15 protein-coding genes are annotated in these 17,078 nt (G+C 53.8%); 8 read left to right on the top strand and 7 right to left on the bottom strand.

Annotated features, from left to right (window positions below; genetic code table 11):
* Positions 1-1,165: 1,165 nt before the first annotated feature.
* The 8 genes from HDF10_RS08130 (at position 1,166) to HDF10_RS08165 (ending at position 12,693) form a co-directional block, all read left to right on the top strand.
* Positions 1,166-1,456, top strand: a complete 291-nt coding sequence (locus HDF10_RS08130; RefSeq protein WP_183812291.1) for a TetR/AcrR family transcriptional regulator — start codon at positions 1,166-1,168, stop codon at positions 1,454-1,456.
* 446 nt (positions 1,457-1,902) lie between these two features.
* Complete coding sequence (locus HDF10_RS08135; RefSeq protein ID WP_183812293.1) at positions 1,903-3,000, top strand: GntR family transcriptional regulator; 1,098 nt, start codon at positions 1,903-1,905, stop codon at positions 2,998-3,000.
* Positions 3,001-3,333: 333 nt separating this feature from the next.
* The gene (locus HDF10_RS08140; protein ID WP_183812295.1) at positions 3,334-6,900 is read left to right on the top strand and encodes a TonB-dependent receptor; all 3,567 of its coding nucleotides are present in this window, start codon (positions 3,334-3,336) and stop codon (positions 6,898-6,900) included.
* 309 nt (positions 6,901-7,209) lie between these two features.
* The gene (locus HDF10_RS08145) at positions 7,210-8,079 is read left to right on the top strand and encodes an alpha/beta hydrolase (protein WP_260177722.1); all 870 of its coding nucleotides are present in this window, start codon (positions 7,210-7,212) and stop codon (positions 8,077-8,079) included.
* 239 nt (positions 8,080-8,318) lie between these two features.
* On the top strand, positions 8,319-9,545 hold the full coding sequence (locus tag HDF10_RS08150; protein WP_183812299.1) for an SGNH/GDSL hydrolase family protein: 1,227 nt from the start codon (positions 8,319-8,321) through the stop codon (positions 9,543-9,545).
* 185 nt (positions 9,546-9,730) lie between these two features.
* Positions 9,731-10,774 (top strand): alpha/beta hydrolase-fold protein, encoded by a 1,044-nt coding sequence (locus tag HDF10_RS08155; protein WP_183812300.1) that lies wholly within the window; start codon positions 9,731-9,733, stop codon positions 10,772-10,774.
* Positions 10,771-11,703 (top strand): carbohydrate kinase family protein, encoded by a 933-nt coding sequence (locus HDF10_RS08160; RefSeq protein WP_183812302.1) that lies wholly within the window; start codon positions 10,771-10,773, stop codon positions 11,701-11,703. Before HDF10_RS08155 ends, HDF10_RS08160 begins: the two co-directional genes overlap by 4 nt.
* A 105-nt stretch (positions 11,704-11,808) precedes the next feature.
* Positions 11,809-12,693, top strand: a complete 885-nt coding sequence (locus HDF10_RS08165) for a sugar phosphate isomerase/epimerase family protein (RefSeq protein ID WP_183812304.1) — start codon at positions 11,809-11,811, stop codon at positions 12,691-12,693.
* A 160-nt stretch (positions 12,694-12,853) separates the two neighbouring features.
* Here the strand turns inward: HDF10_RS08165 and HDF10_RS08170 are convergent, their stop codons facing one another.
* From HDF10_RS08170 to HDF10_RS08200, 7 genes are all read right to left on the bottom strand, one after another.
* A complete protein-coding gene (locus HDF10_RS08170) occupies positions 12,854-13,240 on the bottom strand; it encodes a DMT family transporter (protein ID WP_260177724.1) in 387 nt (128 codons plus the stop codon).
* A gap of 17 nt (positions 13,241-13,257) precedes the next feature.
* Positions 13,258-13,644, bottom strand: a complete 387-nt coding sequence (locus HDF10_RS08175) for an ArsB/NhaD family transporter (RefSeq protein WP_311732699.1) — start codon at positions 13,642-13,644, stop codon at positions 13,258-13,260.
* A 204-nt stretch (positions 13,645-13,848) separates the two neighbouring features.
* Positions 13,849-14,448: an FtsX-like permease family protein gene (locus HDF10_RS08180; protein ID WP_183812306.1), complete on the bottom strand. Its 600-nt coding sequence runs from the start codon at positions 14,446-14,448 to the stop codon at positions 13,849-13,851.
* 38 nt (positions 14,449-14,486) lie between these two features.
* The gene (locus HDF10_RS08185; protein WP_406705943.1) at positions 14,487-14,816 is read right to left on the bottom strand and encodes an ABC transporter permease; all 330 of its coding nucleotides are present in this window, start codon (positions 14,814-14,816) and stop codon (positions 14,487-14,489) included.
* A 45-nt stretch (positions 14,817-14,861) separates the two neighbouring features.
* A complete protein-coding gene (locus HDF10_RS08190; protein ID WP_183812309.1) occupies positions 14,862-15,194 on the bottom strand; it encodes a hypothetical protein in 333 nt (110 codons plus the stop codon).
* Positions 15,195-15,226: 32 nt separating this feature from the next.
* Positions 15,227-15,925, bottom strand: coding sequence for an ABC transporter permease (locus HDF10_RS08195; protein WP_311732712.1), 699 nt, complete (start codon positions 15,923-15,925; stop codon positions 15,227-15,229).
* A 50-nt stretch (positions 15,926-15,975) separates the two neighbouring features.
* The gene (locus tag HDF10_RS08200) at positions 15,976-17,043 is read right to left on the bottom strand and encodes a PstS family phosphate ABC transporter substrate-binding protein (RefSeq protein ID WP_183812311.1); all 1,068 of its coding nucleotides are present in this window, start codon (positions 17,041-17,043) and stop codon (positions 15,976-15,978) included.
* Positions 17,044-17,078: the final 35 nt, after the last annotated feature.

Below are 17,078 nucleotides of genomic sequence, written 5' to 3' on the forward strand. Positions count from 1 at the left end.
AGCCTTCTGCGGGGAGGCCGCTCTCCTTCGATCGCAAAACTCGCTCGACTGTCAGCCAGGAGCAGGAAGCTGGCGGCGCGCGTCACGACATTCGCACCCGTCCGGCCGATAATCTCGCTTGCCTTAGCCCCGAGCTGTCGCGCAACAACGTCTGCTAATGGCTTTGTCCGCCGGATGATCGGACAGAAACGGGATGTTCCGAGCAGATTGTCCCGCACCTTGTGACGGCGTGACAGTCGTGGCTTGCCTGTGAAGTAGGCTTTCTCATCCAGGAGATTGATTGCTGTCACAGATGGCAGATCCTCGATATCGAGAGTCCTGCCGGTCAGAAATTCGTACCAGAACCATCCACGCCGGCTCGCTGTCCCGGTTGGGGCACTGCGCACGAATTGTTCAACAACATCCTGCGGGACCGCCTCAAACAGTCGCTTCAAAATGAGCGGATCGACATTCTCGTGCCGAAGAGCAAATTCCAGATGACTGCCAAAATCTTCCCCGGGCCAATACCGCTTGTCGAAGATGATCCAATCCCGATCTTCTCTCCGGCTGCCACTGACGTGCTGCTCCGAGACCACGCACGGTTGCCGAACGGGGGCCTTTACGCCGAAGAAATGAACCAATGCAGACCAACCAACGAGGCGAGCATCTGCCGGTATGGTCTTCTCTTGAAAGGTTCGGGTTGGGCCCAGATTGAGCTGCACCGTCGAAAAACCTCTCAAGCAAGTCGACAATCGCTTCAAATATCATCTTCCTGTCGAAATTCATTCTATACGCTCAGCTGTCAAAATTGCATTAGTTGCGTCGAAAAACAAGTTATTTAGGAGATCCTCATCGAAAATTGGCTAGAATCAGCTCCAATTCTCGACGTTGATTCACTCTTCAAAAAAGTGGGCCCCATCCGTTCGCCAATCTTTTGCGCGGCCTAATACTTTCACTCTGGTATGCCGCCATTGATATCAATTGCGATTTGACCTCTGCGGAGTAATCCTAACCTGTATCTGCCGGGGATCTGATAAGGAGACCGGTCTTCGGTTTACGTGAGGTCAAGAACTTTCGACCTTTTCGGTCCAGATGTGTATCAAATAGAAGGTATGAATAAGCGAAGCGCCAATTCAGCGATGGGCCGCCCGAGAGGATTCGATACGACAGTTGCGTTGGATGCGCTATGCAGGTCTTCTGGGAGAAGGGATACGAAGGGGCGACGCTCAACGATTTGACAGACGCGATGCGCATCAACCGCTCCAGTATGTGGGCGGCTTTCGGCAATAAGGAAGAACTGTTCAAGAAGGCGTTTGAGCGATACGTCAACACGTATCAAGGATTCATCCCCGTCGCGTTCGACAAGCCTACGTTCCGGGAGACCATAGAATCTGCGCTACGTGGCACCGTAGACTTTCTATCAACACCGGGAAATCCGAAAGGGCTGCCTATCGCTGAATGCAGCGCTTGCGGTTGAGCGTGACTTCAGCCTCGCTGCTGCCGAGCGTATAGATCTTCTTCTCGTGACCTTTGCCGGACAGCACGACTGCGGTGCCTTCGGCGAGATCGCGTCGGCTGGCAAAAGCGGCAAGCCCATCGCCTGCGGGTATTCACGCTAAGATGCCCATGAGGTCCGGTAGATTGCGGTTATGAAGTCTGGAACGATGTCACATCCAGACCCGAGGATCATTTTCAACGGTTCTTCCCGCAGTTGATTGAGCAAGTGCAATGACCAGGATCTTGCATGCCCGCGCGTAACCCACCTAAAGATCGTTCCCGCATCGGCGTCCACAAAGGTCGCTTAGTCTTATATTGAAAAGCTATCTGCTTTAAGTTGTCTAGGGTAATATCATCGACAGTCGCCGCGGAGCTAAATGCAAGCCTTTATGACTCGTGTAGGGATCGAAAGGGAACAAAACCGCAATGCCAAATCACAAGTATAGGGACATACTCGAGAAGATCCAGGACGATATCAATTTGGGGCGCTACAAGCCTGGGCAACGATTGCCCAGCGAAACCGAGTTGGTCAGGCGGTATGGTGCTTCGAGAATGACTGTCTTCCGGGCGATGCATGAGCTGCAAACTATGGGAGTCGTTGTGCGGCGCGTTGGATCTGGAACATTCGTTGCCCAAAGTTCCAACGCCAAGAGTCATGTCTTCGGATTACTAATTCCTGAACTCGGACAGACGGAGATATTTGAGGCGATTTGCAAGGGAATGATGGATTCCCAAGACGCAGCCCGACACTCACTGCTTTGGGGTAACTCCTCGTCCAAAGAGAATGAAAAGGAAGAAGTGGCTGAGCAACTCTGCCAGCACTACATCTCTCAAAAAGTGTCGGGGGTCTTCTTCGCACCGGTGGAATTCTCTAGTGGACGGTTTCGAGCAAACCATAAGATCGTGGAGACGCTAGATAAAGCCGGGATTCCCGTAGTGCTTCTCGATAGATGCCTTGAGCCGTATCCACGTCGAAGCAAATATGACTTAGTCGGAATCGACAATCGCCGAACGGCATTCCAAGCCACAGAACATCTGATCCAGGCTGGCGCAAAACGGATTGTCTTCGTCGCAAGGCCGAACTCGGCGCCTACTGTCGACGCACGTATTGCGGGATTTCGTGACGCCATTGAGGCTCTTGCGCAAACACCAAATCGCGGTGTGGTGAACCTCGGCGACGCATCGGATCAAAAGTTTGTGAAAGCCGTCATGAAAAAAGACCGTCCCGACGCGTTTTTATGCGCCAATGACTTCACGGCAGGCAAGCTAATGCATACCCTTATGTCGATAGGAGTACGGATCCCTGAAGATATCAAGATCGTTGGGATCGACGATGTTAAGTACGCTGGCCTCCTTCCTGTTCCGCTAAGCACACAACGTCAACCCTGCCGAGATATTGGCAGAATCGCTCTCGCGATTATGCTCGATCGAATCAGCAATCCCGACCTTCCTGCGAGAGATGTACTCCTCGGATGTGAGATGGTCGTACGGCAATCCTGTGGAACGAATCTTAGCCGCAGTTGAGTGTCGCCGTCGCACTCGGACGAACAATCGCGGTGGACTGACGACAGTGAAGCAAATCGATTCGGATCGCTGTGCCCGTGCCGACTCCTCGAATGGGCCCTCAAATCTAGCTCCACATCGATCGATCGAGAACCTGGTCTTCGCAAGTTCCCTAGGGCACTTTTATCGAATACCCTGCATAATTTGTTGACAACTACATCCTGAGACACATACAAGTGCCATTGGGAATTGAAGAGCGTTTCTAACCTCTACGATTCCAATCGGCTCCCGCTTTCTCTGCGCATGACGAGGCAGGATAGCGCGAGCCATGACCGAAAACTTCCAGGAGGCAGTATGTACACGATTGTTTGTTCAACGGAGAGTCAGAAGACGGTACGACCAAGGAAATCAGCTTGGAATAAAACCGTGTCGACCTGCGTTTGGATTGCGCTCCTTGTTATCAGCGGCATGATGAATCCAGATTTTCTAAAGGCACAAACGAGCTACGGGAGTGTTGTCGGTACCGTTACGGATTCTGCGGGTGCCTTAGTTGCAGGGACGCAAGTTCGTTTGACTAACAAACAAACGAACGCGGAGCAGACAGCCGTGACCAGTTCCGCAGGCACGTATACCTTCATCAATTTGAACCCAGGCTCCTATAGCGTCAGTGCGTCACACCCGGGGTTTAAGGCTTCAACGACCGATCAGGTGGACGTCCAGATTGGCGGAACAACTCGGGCCGATCTGGCCCTGCAGGTGGGAGCGGTGACCGAGTCCGTAACCGTAACTGGTGCCACAGTTGGTATCCAAGGTGATAACCCGTCATTGGGTGGAGTCATTGAAGGCAGGCAGGTACAAGAGGCGCCTCTAAACGGTCGGAATGTGAATAACCTCCTCGATTTCGTGCCGGGTGTGGTGCCTGGGGGCGGCACCTCGGGAAGCACCGTGGCGAACGGTGGGACGGGTCAAGTGAGTCCGAATACGCAGGCGATTTCATACGGAAATTATCAGATCGGGGGGGCGTTCAGCGGACAAAGCCTTTTCTTCATCGACGGCGTCGGGTCCAACATCTCGGAAAACAATGTGAACACGCTCGTGCCAACGCAAGATGTGGTCCAAGAGTTCCGAGTATCAACAAATAACGTCAGTGCGGAATTTGGTGGATACGGCGGCGGCGTAGTCGAGATTTCCACCAAGAGCGGTACGAATCAGTTTCATGGAACTGCATACGAATATTTTCGCAATGATGCGTTAGATGCAAACGACTGGTTCTCCAACAACGCTGGCTTGGGCAAGGTGCCGCTCCATCAAAATCAGTACGGTGCCAACCTGGGAGGGCCCATTTTGAAGAACAAGCTCTTCTTCTTCTTTAGCTGGGAGCATGAATCCTTAAGTTCCGCTACTCCGACTAGTTATGTCATGCCGACGACAGCGGAATTGAACGGCGATTTTTCTCAAGACCCACAGACAATCTATGATCCCACTACCGGGCTGCCGTTCCCGCATAACAGCATCGCCGGCAGGATCGATCCAGCCGCTTTGAAGATTCTTCAGCTAGAGACGCCGAACCAAGCGAGGGTCAATCAGACGCCTTTCGTCAACAACACGTTTGTCTCCGTAGGTGCGGTCGGTGTCCAAACGCAATACAACGCCCGAATCGACGCTACGCTTAGCAAGGATACAGTGTTCGCACGTTACAGCTTTTGGAACCCGCACAACGAATCAGTGGACCCCTTCGGCAATAAAACGGGCGCAGGTCCTACCGGCAACGATACTCAAGAAGCAGTTCTCGGAGACAATCACGTGTTTTCTCCGAAATCGATCGCTGAAGTCCGCTTCTCATATTTGGAGAACTATAACTTCCAAGATCCGTTGAGCAACGGGTTCGACATGTCGACTATCAACGGTAATTGGGGCGCAATCCCAAGCGTCTCCGGGCTTAGCGACTACTCTCTTCCCGCACTTGCGATTCAAGGATATGGTGTAGGCCCGAACCTTTCACAATTGCATTGGAACAATAATGTCTGGGCTGTCAGCGGCAGTTTTACGAAGATTTTGGGAAAACATAGCATCAAGTCTGGCGGCAACTGGCGGCAAGTCCTCTGGGAGGCCTATCCAGGCAGCGGGGGAGTTACGGTAACCTCGCTGCCCGGCTTCACCGCGAGCCCAAACGTACCCGGGTCTGGAAATGCTCTTGCTTCGTTCCTGCTTGGAATTCCTTCGCAGACAAGCGTCACAGTGACGACTACCACTCACGCCTTTTTGCACAACTATGGCCTCTTCGTCGAGGACACTTATCAGACCACACCCAAATTAACGGTCACTGCTGGACTTCGCTGGGAACAGCCAGGCGCATTTTCGGAAGAGCACGATATCGATGCGGTCTTCCTTCCCAGGGCGCCCCTTACCATCGGAGGCATTAGTTCCTATACCAATCCGCTTGGCACTTCTGTACCTCTTCTGGGCTCGGCGGCATTGGTAAATTCACAACTCTATCCTTCTCGCAGGGAAGAATCGCTGCACTGGAAGACGTTCTCTCCGCGTGTGGGATTCGCATATCGCTTTGACTCAAACAGTGTCATTCGTGCGGGCTACGGCATTTCCTTCTTCCCGGCGGTTCTAGATCAAGACGGCCCCCAGTTGAGTTCGCTGACCCGGTCGGCAACCAACAACGTAAACTCGATTGGCGGAACAGTTGGAGCCAGTGTTGGTAATCCATTTCCAACCGGGATCACGCCTGCGCTCGGTCATTCTCAACAAGCCGTGGACAACCTTCTTGGAAGTGGGGTATGGGCACGAGTCCCGGATCAGCCGCTCGGCTATTCACAACAATGGAACTTGGCGGTCGAGCGCGCATTCGGCAGCAGCACCGTGGCAAGTCTCGCCTATGCGGGATCTAAAGGAACACATCTGATCATTGCCTCGCCCTATACGGGTTCTGGTCTGCAACTCAACCAGATTCCTGATCAGTACCTGTCGATGGGTAGTGATCTGCTGACTCCGGTTGCGAACCCGTTCTATGGAGCTCTTCCCGCAGGATCTGCGTCTGGCGGTCCAACTATCCTCAAGGGCAGACTCCTGATGCCGTATCCTCAGTATCCGCTCGGCGTCCTGCAGCAGGACGCACGAATCGCAGCTTCCAACTACAACTCGCTCCAGGCATATCTAACAAAGCGGTTCAGCCACGGCGGCATCGTTCAAGCCGCATACACGTGGGCGAAGCTGCTTAGCGATACCGATAACACGAGCGCATTCCTCGATGGTCAAGGAGGTACAGGGCTCGTTCAGGATCTTTATAACCTTAAGGCTGAAAAATCCGTGAGCCAGCAGGACACAAGACATAACTTTGTTGTCAATTACGGACTCGATCTCCCCTTCGGACATGAGCAGATGTACCTCTCGCACATCAATGCCGTGACAAACGCCGTCATTGGCGGTTGGCGCGTCAACGGAATCACAACTCTCCGGAGCGGAGTTCCGATTGCCCTCACCGCGAATCCCAATACGCTTGCGCAAGACTTTGGAGGCGGTACTCCGGGTTTCGGGGTAGGTAGTGGAATTATTCGCCCAGACTACACTCCAGGGTGCAACAAAAGCATCTCCGGCGATCGCTCTATCCGAGCTAAGCAGTGGTTCAACACAAGCTGCTTCACGGAGCCTGGACCCTTTGCCTATGGCAATGAACCCAGGGTTGACTCACACCTAAGAGCTGCCGGCGTGGTTAACTTCGATTTCTCGGCAAACAAGTCCTTCAACATAACTGAGAGAGCTCGGCTGAAGTTCAGCGCTGAAATCTTCGACCTCTTCAATCACCCTCAATTCGCCGAGCCGGGAGTGGGTCTAGGTCCCAGTTTCGGTGTTGTGAACCATCAAGCAAGTCTTCCTCGCACAGTTCAGCTCGCGTTGCGCTTCACATACTAGAATGATCCACCCGTCGTAGGGTCAACGATGCGACGCACCGCATAACCGGGTGCGTCGCCACAAAACGGGTTCGTCCCTGGAAACAATTGAGAGAATCTGATGACTTTTCGAAGAACTTTTGCTCTCGCCCTCATGTTCCCTTGCGTCTTTGCAGTCGGTACAAAGCTCTCAGCACAAGCTGCGTCTCAGCCGGCGTCAAACGTCATCATTGACTCAGACGGTGCCGTGCAAATTCACAGCTACACTGTGCCCCTTTCGAGTTTTCTCAGTCCCGAAGCTAAAACTTACGTCACCGATCATATGAGAGATATGCAGAATCCCGAGCTTCTGACGCAGGATCAGGGAGTGCCTCGTTTCATGAAACGCTATATTGAGCGAGATGAGGCGATCTTTGCCGTCGACCGCAAGGAAGCTTTTCTCGGAGGCGTGCATACCTACACATACGCGCCCCGTTCTGGCATCTCTGAAAGAAACAAAGCACGTGTCCTGATTAACCTCCACGGAGGTGGGTTTACCGGTTGCTGGCCCGGCTGTGCTGAACTCGAGTCGATACCGATCTCTGCGCTCATGAAGATCAAAGTTATTACGGTGGATTACCGCGAGGGTCCGGATAACAAGTTTCCCGCCGCCAGCGAAGATGTGGCAAGCGTCTACCGCGAGTTGCTGAAGATTTACAAGCCGCAAGACGTCGGCATCTACGGCTGCTCGGCAGGTGGCATGTTGACCGCCATGTCTCTGGCGTGGTTTCAAACGCATGGCCTGCCGACCCCGGGAGCGGTCGGAATCTACTGTGCGTCCGCAGGTGCATTCGGCGGAGACGCTACCTATATAGCATTTCCTTTCGGAGAGGGACGGATGCCTCCAGCTCACCCTCCCGCTCAATCGCAGCTTGGATATTTCAGCGGGACGGACAGGAATGATCCTCTCGTCTCGCCAATGAATTCTCCCGAGACGATCGCAAAGTTTCCGCCTACTTTGTTGATTACAGGCACTAGAGACTTCGCGATGAGCGGAACGATCCACACTGACACTGAATTATCAAAGCGCGGTGTAAAAACGGAGCTTCACGTTTGGGATGGCCTCTTTCACGGTTTTTTCTATAACGCCGAGGTGCCTGAGTCACGGGATGCTTTTCAGGTAATGATCAACTTCTTCGACCGAAATCTTGGGACGAAGTAGTTCTGACCTGTGCCACCGAAGATCACCGGCGAGGTTGCGCGATTCTAAGTCCCACACAAAGGAGACGTGCGATGCGAATAGCGCGATGTGCCTGTCGGTCTCAGAATCATCCCTGAAGACCAACCTGACCGACGTCTAATACGATCCCAGTGAATCTCAGCCTAGAAAGTGACAAAGCAAAGATGCGATCTCACACATCGAGAATAGTCCTTATCGTTTGCGCCGCGGCAGCCCTCGTGATGAACCTGAGAGCTGAGAAACAGAAGTCTAAGGAGCAATGGATCACTAGTTGGAGCACAGCAGTTCATACGCCCTTGACATTTCCCGGACTGCCTCCGACTCCGATCTTCTACAACCAGACCATCAGAATGATCGTGCGACCGACGATCGGTGGGCAGCGTCTTCGCGTCCGGTTCTCGAACGCTTATGGAACGTCTGCATTGACGATTGGTGCTGCAAGTATCGCACTAACGGACCACGGCTCCATGATTTCGCCAGACTCGAATCATCCGCTAACTTTTGGTGGAGCAACTTCAATCAAAGTTCCAGCTGGGGCGCCCATGCTGAGCGATCCAGTCGATCTGAAAGTGACGCCTTTCGCGGAACTATCCATCAGCATCTACGTTCCTGACCATACCCCGGCTACAACAACCCACTTCTGGGCGCAACACGATACTTACATCGCGGGGCCTGGCGACGCCACCGAAAAGAGCGAATTGGAGAATGCTACTGCGGCAACATCGTGGTACTGGCTTAGCGATCTCGAGGTCGCCAGTCCAGATAGAGCTGCAGCTCTTGTAACCTTCGGAGACTCGATTACCGACGGGGTTGGCGCGAAGCATGGGGAGTACGGCGATTGGCCCGATCAACTAGCGAGACGCCTGGCTGATACCAAAGAATCGCAAAACCTGGCGATCCTCAACGAAGGGATTGGTGGAAATCGTATCTGGCATGACGGAGCTGGAGTGAGTGCGTTGGCTCGCTTCGATCGTGACGTACTCGCACTACCTGGCGTCACCGAAGTGCTGATTCTTGAAGGGATCAACGACATCGGATGGCCTCATATGAAACCGCGCGCCTTGAAAGACGGCGTCGCCCCGCCCTCCAATCCATTTGCTTTTGAAACGGTAAGCTCAAAAGAACTCATTCTTGGGTATGAGCAACTGATTGAACGTGCACATCAGCATGGAATTAGGGTATTTGGGGCGACGCTGACCCCTTATGAAGGGGCAGACTACTTCAGCCAGGACGGAGAAGTTGTTCGCCAAGAAGTGAACGAATGGATTCGCCGCAGTGGAGCCTTTGACGGCGTTGTTGATTTCGATTTGGCAGTTCGCGATCCAGCCCATCCATCCCGGTTTCGAGAAGAATACCAGTCTGGAGATCAACTACATCCGAGCACGGCAGGTTATAAGGCGATGGCTGCCTCAGTTGACCTCGCGACATTGCGAGGCGGATCACGCTAGCTCATCGCGTCACACATCATCTTCGGAACAAGAACACGACAGGAGCGCGGAGCATGAGCTTGGGAAAGGCCCTACTTACCATAATTCTTGGCTGCAGCACATGTTACGGTCAAGCAGACAATTCATCTCCTGCACCGACTAATATCCCTGGGGCGGACTATCCGAGAATAAACGCGGATCGCAGTGTGACGTTCCGTGTACACGCCGATCAAGCTCAGAGAGTCCAACTGTTACTTGAACTCGGCCACCCGACCTATGCAATGACCAGGAAGACAGGTGGTATCTGGGAGGTCACGACCAAACCGCTGCTGCCAGGTTTTCACTACTACGCTTTCTCCGTCGACAGCTTCGAATCGAACGATCCAGGCAGTAGAGTTTTCTTCGCGGCCAGGAAAGAAGTGAGTGGCCTGGAGGTGCCGGCGCCGGAGTCAGAGTTTTTCGCGCTGAGAAACGTACCCCACGGAACGGTGCGAATTGAATGGTATTTCTCGGAACTGACAGGGCAACTTAGACGCATATACGTATATACTCCCCCAGGATATGACCAGTCCCAGTCGCGCTATCCGGTGTTGTATCTGCAACAAGGTTTTGGAGAAGACGAGGCTGGCTGGAGCGACCAAGGCCATGAAAACTTCATCTTGGATAACTTGATAGCGGAACACCAAGCCAAGCCGATGATCATCGTCAATGAAAATGGGATGACGGGTGTCCACTACGAGATTCCCACGCCACAGCCGGGCCTTAAATCGACTCCGCCGCCCACGCAACAAGTGGCACGCTTCTTTACGGATGAAAAATACTCGTTGTTCGACGGTATCGTCTCGACGGAACTCATACCTTTCATCGATGCCAACTTTCGCACGATCCCGGATCGTGAACATCGTGCCCTCGCAGGGCTCTCCATGGGTGGCGCACAAGCGATACGAATCGGTCTGCATCATTTGGATGAGTTTGCGTACATTGGCGCCTTTAGTCCAGCGGTTTCGCTTACCAACGTCACTAAGGACTACGGTGGCGTTTTAGCTGACGAGACAAAAGTAAATCAACAGCTCAGGTTGCTGTGGCTTGGAATCGGCACCGATGACTTCCTCTTCGACCCGGTCGAACATACTCATGAGACTTTGGAACGGGCCGGTATCGCCCACGTATGGGTGAAGAGTGAGGGATCTCACGTCTGGACTGTATGGCGGAAATATTTAGCGGATTTCGCGCCGAGGCTCTTTCAATGAAAGAGCCCATCGTCATGGTCGGATTGGGTGAGCTTTTATGGGATTTCTTGCCGTCCAAACGAGCCCTCGGAGGAGCGCCGACAAATTTTGCGTATATGGCAAACGTGCTTGGCGATCAGGGTATCGTGGCGAGCCGCGTCGGAAAAGACATTCTTGGTGAAGAGGCGTGCGACGTCATAGACAGTCTCGGACTTACAACCAGCTATGTCCAGCACGATGGGGAACACGAGACCGGCAGTGCAGGGGTTCTACTCGATCCTTCAGGTCTCCCAACGTTTACCATCAAAGAATCGGTTGCGTGGGATTTTCTCGAGTGGACGTCGGCTTGGGACGAACTGTCACGTAGAGCAGACGTAGTTTGCTATGGCTCACTTGCTCAGCGCTCCCCTAGCAGCGCAAATACGATTGACCGCTTTCTAAGCAACACCCAAAAGGGAGCGTTGAAAATCTTCGACATCAATTTGAGACAGTCTTTCTACACCAAGGGTGTTCTCCAAAAGCTTTTTCTCCAAGCAGACATCGTCAAACTTACCGACGAGGAAATGTGGCGAGTAGGTTCCATGTTTTTGTCTGACGGCCGTCATGATGAAGAAAGACTCGCCAAGAGGCTGCAAAGCGAATTTGATTTGCAATTAGTTTGTGTCACGCGCGGTGACCAAGGCAGCTTGTTGGTTTCCAAAAGTAAGGTAGTGGAACACCCTGGGCTGACTGTGAAGGTAATGGACACAGTTGGCGCAGGTGATGCGTTCACAGCATGCTTGGCACATGAGTTTGTAAGAGGTCGTTCCCTGACCGATATTAGCGAATCAGCGAATCGCTTCGCAGCATGGGTAGTGACTCAAGTGGGAGCTATGCCAAAAATGGAATCGAAAGAACTGCGCCAACTCCTTGCTGGTCCAGATCGTCCATCGAAGCAAAAACAAGTTTAGCGATGCCGCCCGCAGGCGGTTGCAATCGAGATTTAATAAAATTATTCGTTTCAGACGACCATATTTCGAGCCTATCGCGCTTCACCTAATTATTAGGAGACAGAAATGAAATTGGGAATTAGCATCTTTGCCTGGACATCTACAGTGTCTAACTCGCACATAGATCTCATATCCCAGATTCGCGATCTCGGCTTTTCAGTGTGCGAGGTTCCCATGTTGGCACCGACGATGCTTCCTTCCCGATCTTTGCGCAATGCATTTGAGGAGAGCGGTATTGAATGCACCGTCTGTTCCATTCTTCCGCAGAATGTGAACCCCATAAGTCCAGATGCGGCGGAACGCAAAAAATCTATCCATCATCTGCACAAGTGTGTCGAAGTTGCAGCTGAGATGGGGGCGCGACTTATCGGAGGTCCCTTATTTGCTCCTATTGGCTACCTTCCCGGTCACCGGCCTACCGAAGACGAAGTGACGTGGGCTACGGAATGTTTTCAGTCCATAAGTGGGCTGCTCGACCAGTATCAGATGACCTTAGCTCTTGAACCGGTAAACCGTTCAGAGAGTCTGTTTTTAAGAACCGTTTCGGATGCGCGCAAGCTCTGCCGAGCGATAAATCATCCTCGTGTCGGAATCGCAATCGACACTTTCCACGCCAACATTGAAGAAAAAAGTATCCCCGAAGCGATCATCTCCGCAGGAGCCGATCTCAGACATGTTCATATGAGCGAGAATGATCGCGGAGTGTTGGGAAGTGGCAACATAGACTTCCCAAACGTCATAGACTCCTTGACCAAGATCAACTATGAGGGTGTTTTGATTGTTGAGGGTTTTGGCTATTCTCCATCAGAACCCAATGCCCCGGGATATCTACTGGCGGATAAGACCACCTCTCCGATCGATCTAGCAAAAGGAAGTCTGAACTATCTCCGGAATATCCTCACTCAGCACGAGCTCGAAAACCAAATGATTAAGCAAACGTCAGCCGGATGAGGCAACATCCCCACCAACACCACTTTTACCTCAATGGGTCAGACATCGTGACTAGCTTTTGTTTTAGCGACCATTGTTCTCCGTCAATAGCATCCTCAGAATTTCGCGACGAGACTGATACCAGCAACCAGTAGGAAAGCGCCTACGATGCGGGCCGTGTTCAGTGGTGAGATTGCATTCTGAACCAGCCGAAATGATCGATCAGCAGCGAGGTAATCAGCGCAGCGGTCACAGTAAGTCCAACAAACGTCCCCGCACCCACTTTGTTCACTAGCGTGAGGCCAGCATAGACCTGTACTGCTCCTACCAAGCCACCGACGACTGCCCACCAGGGCAATTCCGCTAAGGCCCTCTGAGTAGGCAGCGGGTGCGGATGGATCAACGATGCATTAGCGAAAAAGAACGTTATAAGCGCAAATGATATGGCCGAAGCAAGCCACGGGTTCACGACATGCTTGTTGAGCTGACCGTTCATGGCCGCTCCGCAACTCTGTAGCGCACCTCCGATCATGATGAATGGGATGAACCATCCCGCATTGGCATTCATAAGACTCTCCTCTGTGTTTATTGTTGTCCGACTAGCATGCTCATCAAGATCGCTCCGCTGAGTGCGGCAAAGAGCGCCACAGGCACTGCGACTGCACCTACTCTCAAGAATTTCCAGAAACTCGCGTCGAGTTTTTCCCCGCCGGCGTCTTCGCCTGAGTCCTTGCGAAGTGCAAGCAGCCACAGAATCGTAGCCAGCGAACCGATGACGGAGAGATTTGGTCCGAGGTCCACACCGATCAGAACGGCATTCGCCATCAGGCCCTTCGTATGGGCGGCTTGAATTGTGCCGCCCGCTATCAAACCCAAGGGAAGATTGTTCACGATGTTGTTCGCCACGCCTACGACGAACCCGACAACAAGCGCACCAACGTTCTGGCCCAGATGTGATGCCCAGCGAGCCACTGTTGTGTCAGGTTCAAAGCCCCCCGACTCTCAACAGCATCGACCATGACAACCAGGCCAGCCGCAAGCAGAAGCGTCGACCAACTAATCTCGCGAGCAAGCTTGGGGAGTGATCGTCTGTCGGTGAGTGCATTGGCGATTTTGCGTCAACTGACAAATACTTGCTCAAACTTCAGGTTTACCGGCAACTGCCTACAATTCAGGCTACTCCGCGCGTAGGGCCTCCACAGGATCAACCGAAGCAGCGCGTCGCGCGGGGAGGTAGCTTGCAAGCAGCGCAGAAACCGCGAGCACTCCGGCCACTCCTGCAAGTACGCCTGCATCCCATGGTTGCGTGCCGAACAGGAGCTTGCGCATCAGGCTCGCCGTCGCGACTGAACAGATGAGGCCTGCAAGAATGCCCATCCCTGTCAGCCTTCTCGCCTCTTTTAGAATCAGTTGGTAGACAGAGCTGCGCTGCGCGCCGAGTGCCAAGCGCACACCAATCTCCCGTGTTCGCCGGCTCACTGAGTACGCAATCACGCCATACAGGCCAACCACTCCCAGCAGCAGAGCCATCGCCGCGAATCCACCTACAAGCCATGCGGAGGAGCGATGGAGGTATGACGACTGTGAGCGATTGATCCGGTCCTCCATCGTCTCCGCGTTGAAGGTCAGAATATCGGGATCGATCCCATGGACTGTCCCCTCCAGTGACTTCAACAGCTCCTGCGGGGCCTGGGCCGTCCTGACAATCACGAAAAATGAATTATCAGGTTCCTGGGTGAAAGGCGTATACAGTACCGGCTGGACCTCTGCATCCAACGGCCCTTCTTTGATGTCGTCTACGACGCCTACTATCTCTATCGCTGGTTGCGTGGCGTCATACCGTATCTGTTTGCCATCGGATCTTCTCCGGAAAAATACTTTCGCGCGAACGACTGGTTGACGATCATGACACGAGGCTTCGAGGCATCGTCTGTCTCACTGAAGTATCGTCCCCGCGACAGCCGCGCGTACATCGTACTGAAGTAGCCTCCGCTCACCCGGCGGCTGCTCGATTCGTTGCTGCTCCCATGTTGAGGCCTCCCGATAATCTCGAATATCGTATTTCCCTCGGCGACGTTGGCTACGGAAATTTGATGCGCCACAGCCACTGATTGCACTCCCGGCAGACGGCCGCTCTCCTCCATGACACGTCGTGCCAGCGCAACGAGGAGTTCGTCCTTTGCGTAGCCTTAGTGGGGCGCCGCTAATCTCATCATCGCCAAATGTTCCGGCTGAAGACCGATATCGGTGTGCAGCAGTCGATAGAAGCTCTTGCCCAGCAACCCCGCCCCCACCAGCAACACCATTGCGGTACATAATTCGAGCATCACAAGATTCGCTCCAAGATGCCTCCACACTGCCCTGACACTGGAGCGACCGCCTTCCGTCAGTCCTTCACGAAGATCGGTCCGAGACAGGCGAAGAACAGGCGTGATCGAAAACAGAATCGCCATCGCTAGACCGACGACCGCCGCAAAACCTATCACATGCAGGCTCAGCCCCAGTCCTCTTAGGTAAGGCATATCCATCTGCATATTTACGGGCACAAGAAGAGTCAACCGCTGGATCGCCCATAAGCGGCACACACCCCGATAGAACTCCCTGCCGCGGCAAGCATGACTCCTTCCGTCACAAACTGCCGGATCAGTCGCATGCGCGACGCACCAAGGGCTCCGCGAACAGCGATCTCATGCCGTCGATTTTCTGAACGAACCAGCATGAGGCCGGAGACGTTCACGCATGCGATCAGCAACAACAGCAGAGCCCCGCTCAACAACAGCAACAGGATCGGACGCAGGCTCCCCACAATCACTTCGGTCAGCGGCAAGACTGTCGCCCCCCGTCCCTGATCGGAGTCCGGATACTGTTTCGCCAACTGCTGCGCGATCGAGCTCATCTCAGAGGATGCCATCTCCAGCGTGACCCGATCGTTCAGCCGTGCGATAGACGAAAGTCCGTGGCTTCCACGATTGTTGGGATCGGAGGACTCACAAAGAGGCGTCCAAAACTCCGCCGAACCCGCGGGCGCGAAGTGAAAATCCGGAGGAAGCACACCGATAATGACGTTCGACACACCGTCAAGCGTGACGACCTGACCCAACACATCGTGCCGTTTACCGTACCTGTTCTGCCATGTGGCATAGCTCAGAATGACAGTGCGCGGCGCGCTCGGAGTATCCTCACCAGCACGAAAATCACGGCCAACAATGGGAGCCACTCCCAGGGCTTGCGCGCTTGAATTCGATCTTGAAATTTAGTGCGTGTATCTCTTGATGGCTTGACAGACTCCGACAGATAATTGCCTCATTCCAATGCAGCCCGTTGTTTTGCTAATTCAGCAGGTGCAAGCGGGAGGTATTCCCCCTGGTTCGCGACTGCCTCCTGGCCCTCGCGGCTGAGAATGTAGAGCAGAAACTCTTTGAGACGTGGCTCAATCGCCGTATGCGGTGGCCGGTTCAACTGGATGAAGATGCTGCGCGTCAGAGGGTAGGTACGGCTGCGCACGGTCTGCTCGTTGCACAACAAAAATGGACCGGCAGCAGAGATCGCGAGAGCAACCGCCTTCACGCCAGGTATTCCCTTTGCATGGGCAAGACCAGCCCACGCAATGCCATAGCGGTCGCGAGACAGGTCCTCCATCATCTGGGCCGTTGTGCCGGCACGAAAGGTCGCTTGCTTGGCATCGGTTTCGACGTATTGTTTGAGATTCTCATTCCATGTGGTGCCGCCGTGGAAGACGGTGAGCTCGAAGAAGTTAGACATGCCGGTCGGTGCATAGCCGTACGTTTGGATGGGCTTGTCGGCCCAATCTCCGGCGAGGCCGAGCTGACCCCAGGTGCGAATGTTCTCGGATTTCGGGCGGGCGTTGGCGGAGACCCATTTATATCCGTCGTAGGTTCCAGTACGGCCCGCGCCGAAGATCTGGTCGAGCTGCTTCATGGTCAGTTGGGTGAGTGGGTTGTCCTTGTTGACGAAGATGACCTGAGCCCATGTGCGGCCGAGGGCCTCATAGGCTCCGGTGGCGACCGTCACCTGGAATGGTCCGTCGTTTTGGAAGACCTCCGCAAAGGAGAGGAACTCGGTGAGCACTGGTTCGCGGCCGTTAGGCGCAAGATCGGCTGCACCTGCTTCGAGCGAGCCGATCGCGGCATCGCCGCTGAGTAGTGAGTCATCAAATGTGATGTCGGGCTGAAGTTTCTTGAAGCCCGCTTCCCAGGCCGTCATGAGGCCAGCAAGGGCGCTGCCAGAGTTGCGGATGGTGCCAGACACCTGCTGTCGTGGCGAGTATGCTGGCAGACCATCCATCCCGCTGTTGGACGGTCTGCCCTGGCCGAGGAGCGATGGTGTAACCGCGAGGAGAATGCATGCCATGCAGCTTTTACTGTTCATGATCGCGGTACCCCTTT

This window comes from Tunturiibacter empetritectus (assembly GCF_014201375.1).
Lineage (GTDB): Bacteria > Acidobacteriota > Terriglobia > Terriglobales > Acidobacteriaceae > Edaphobacter > Edaphobacter lichenicola_D.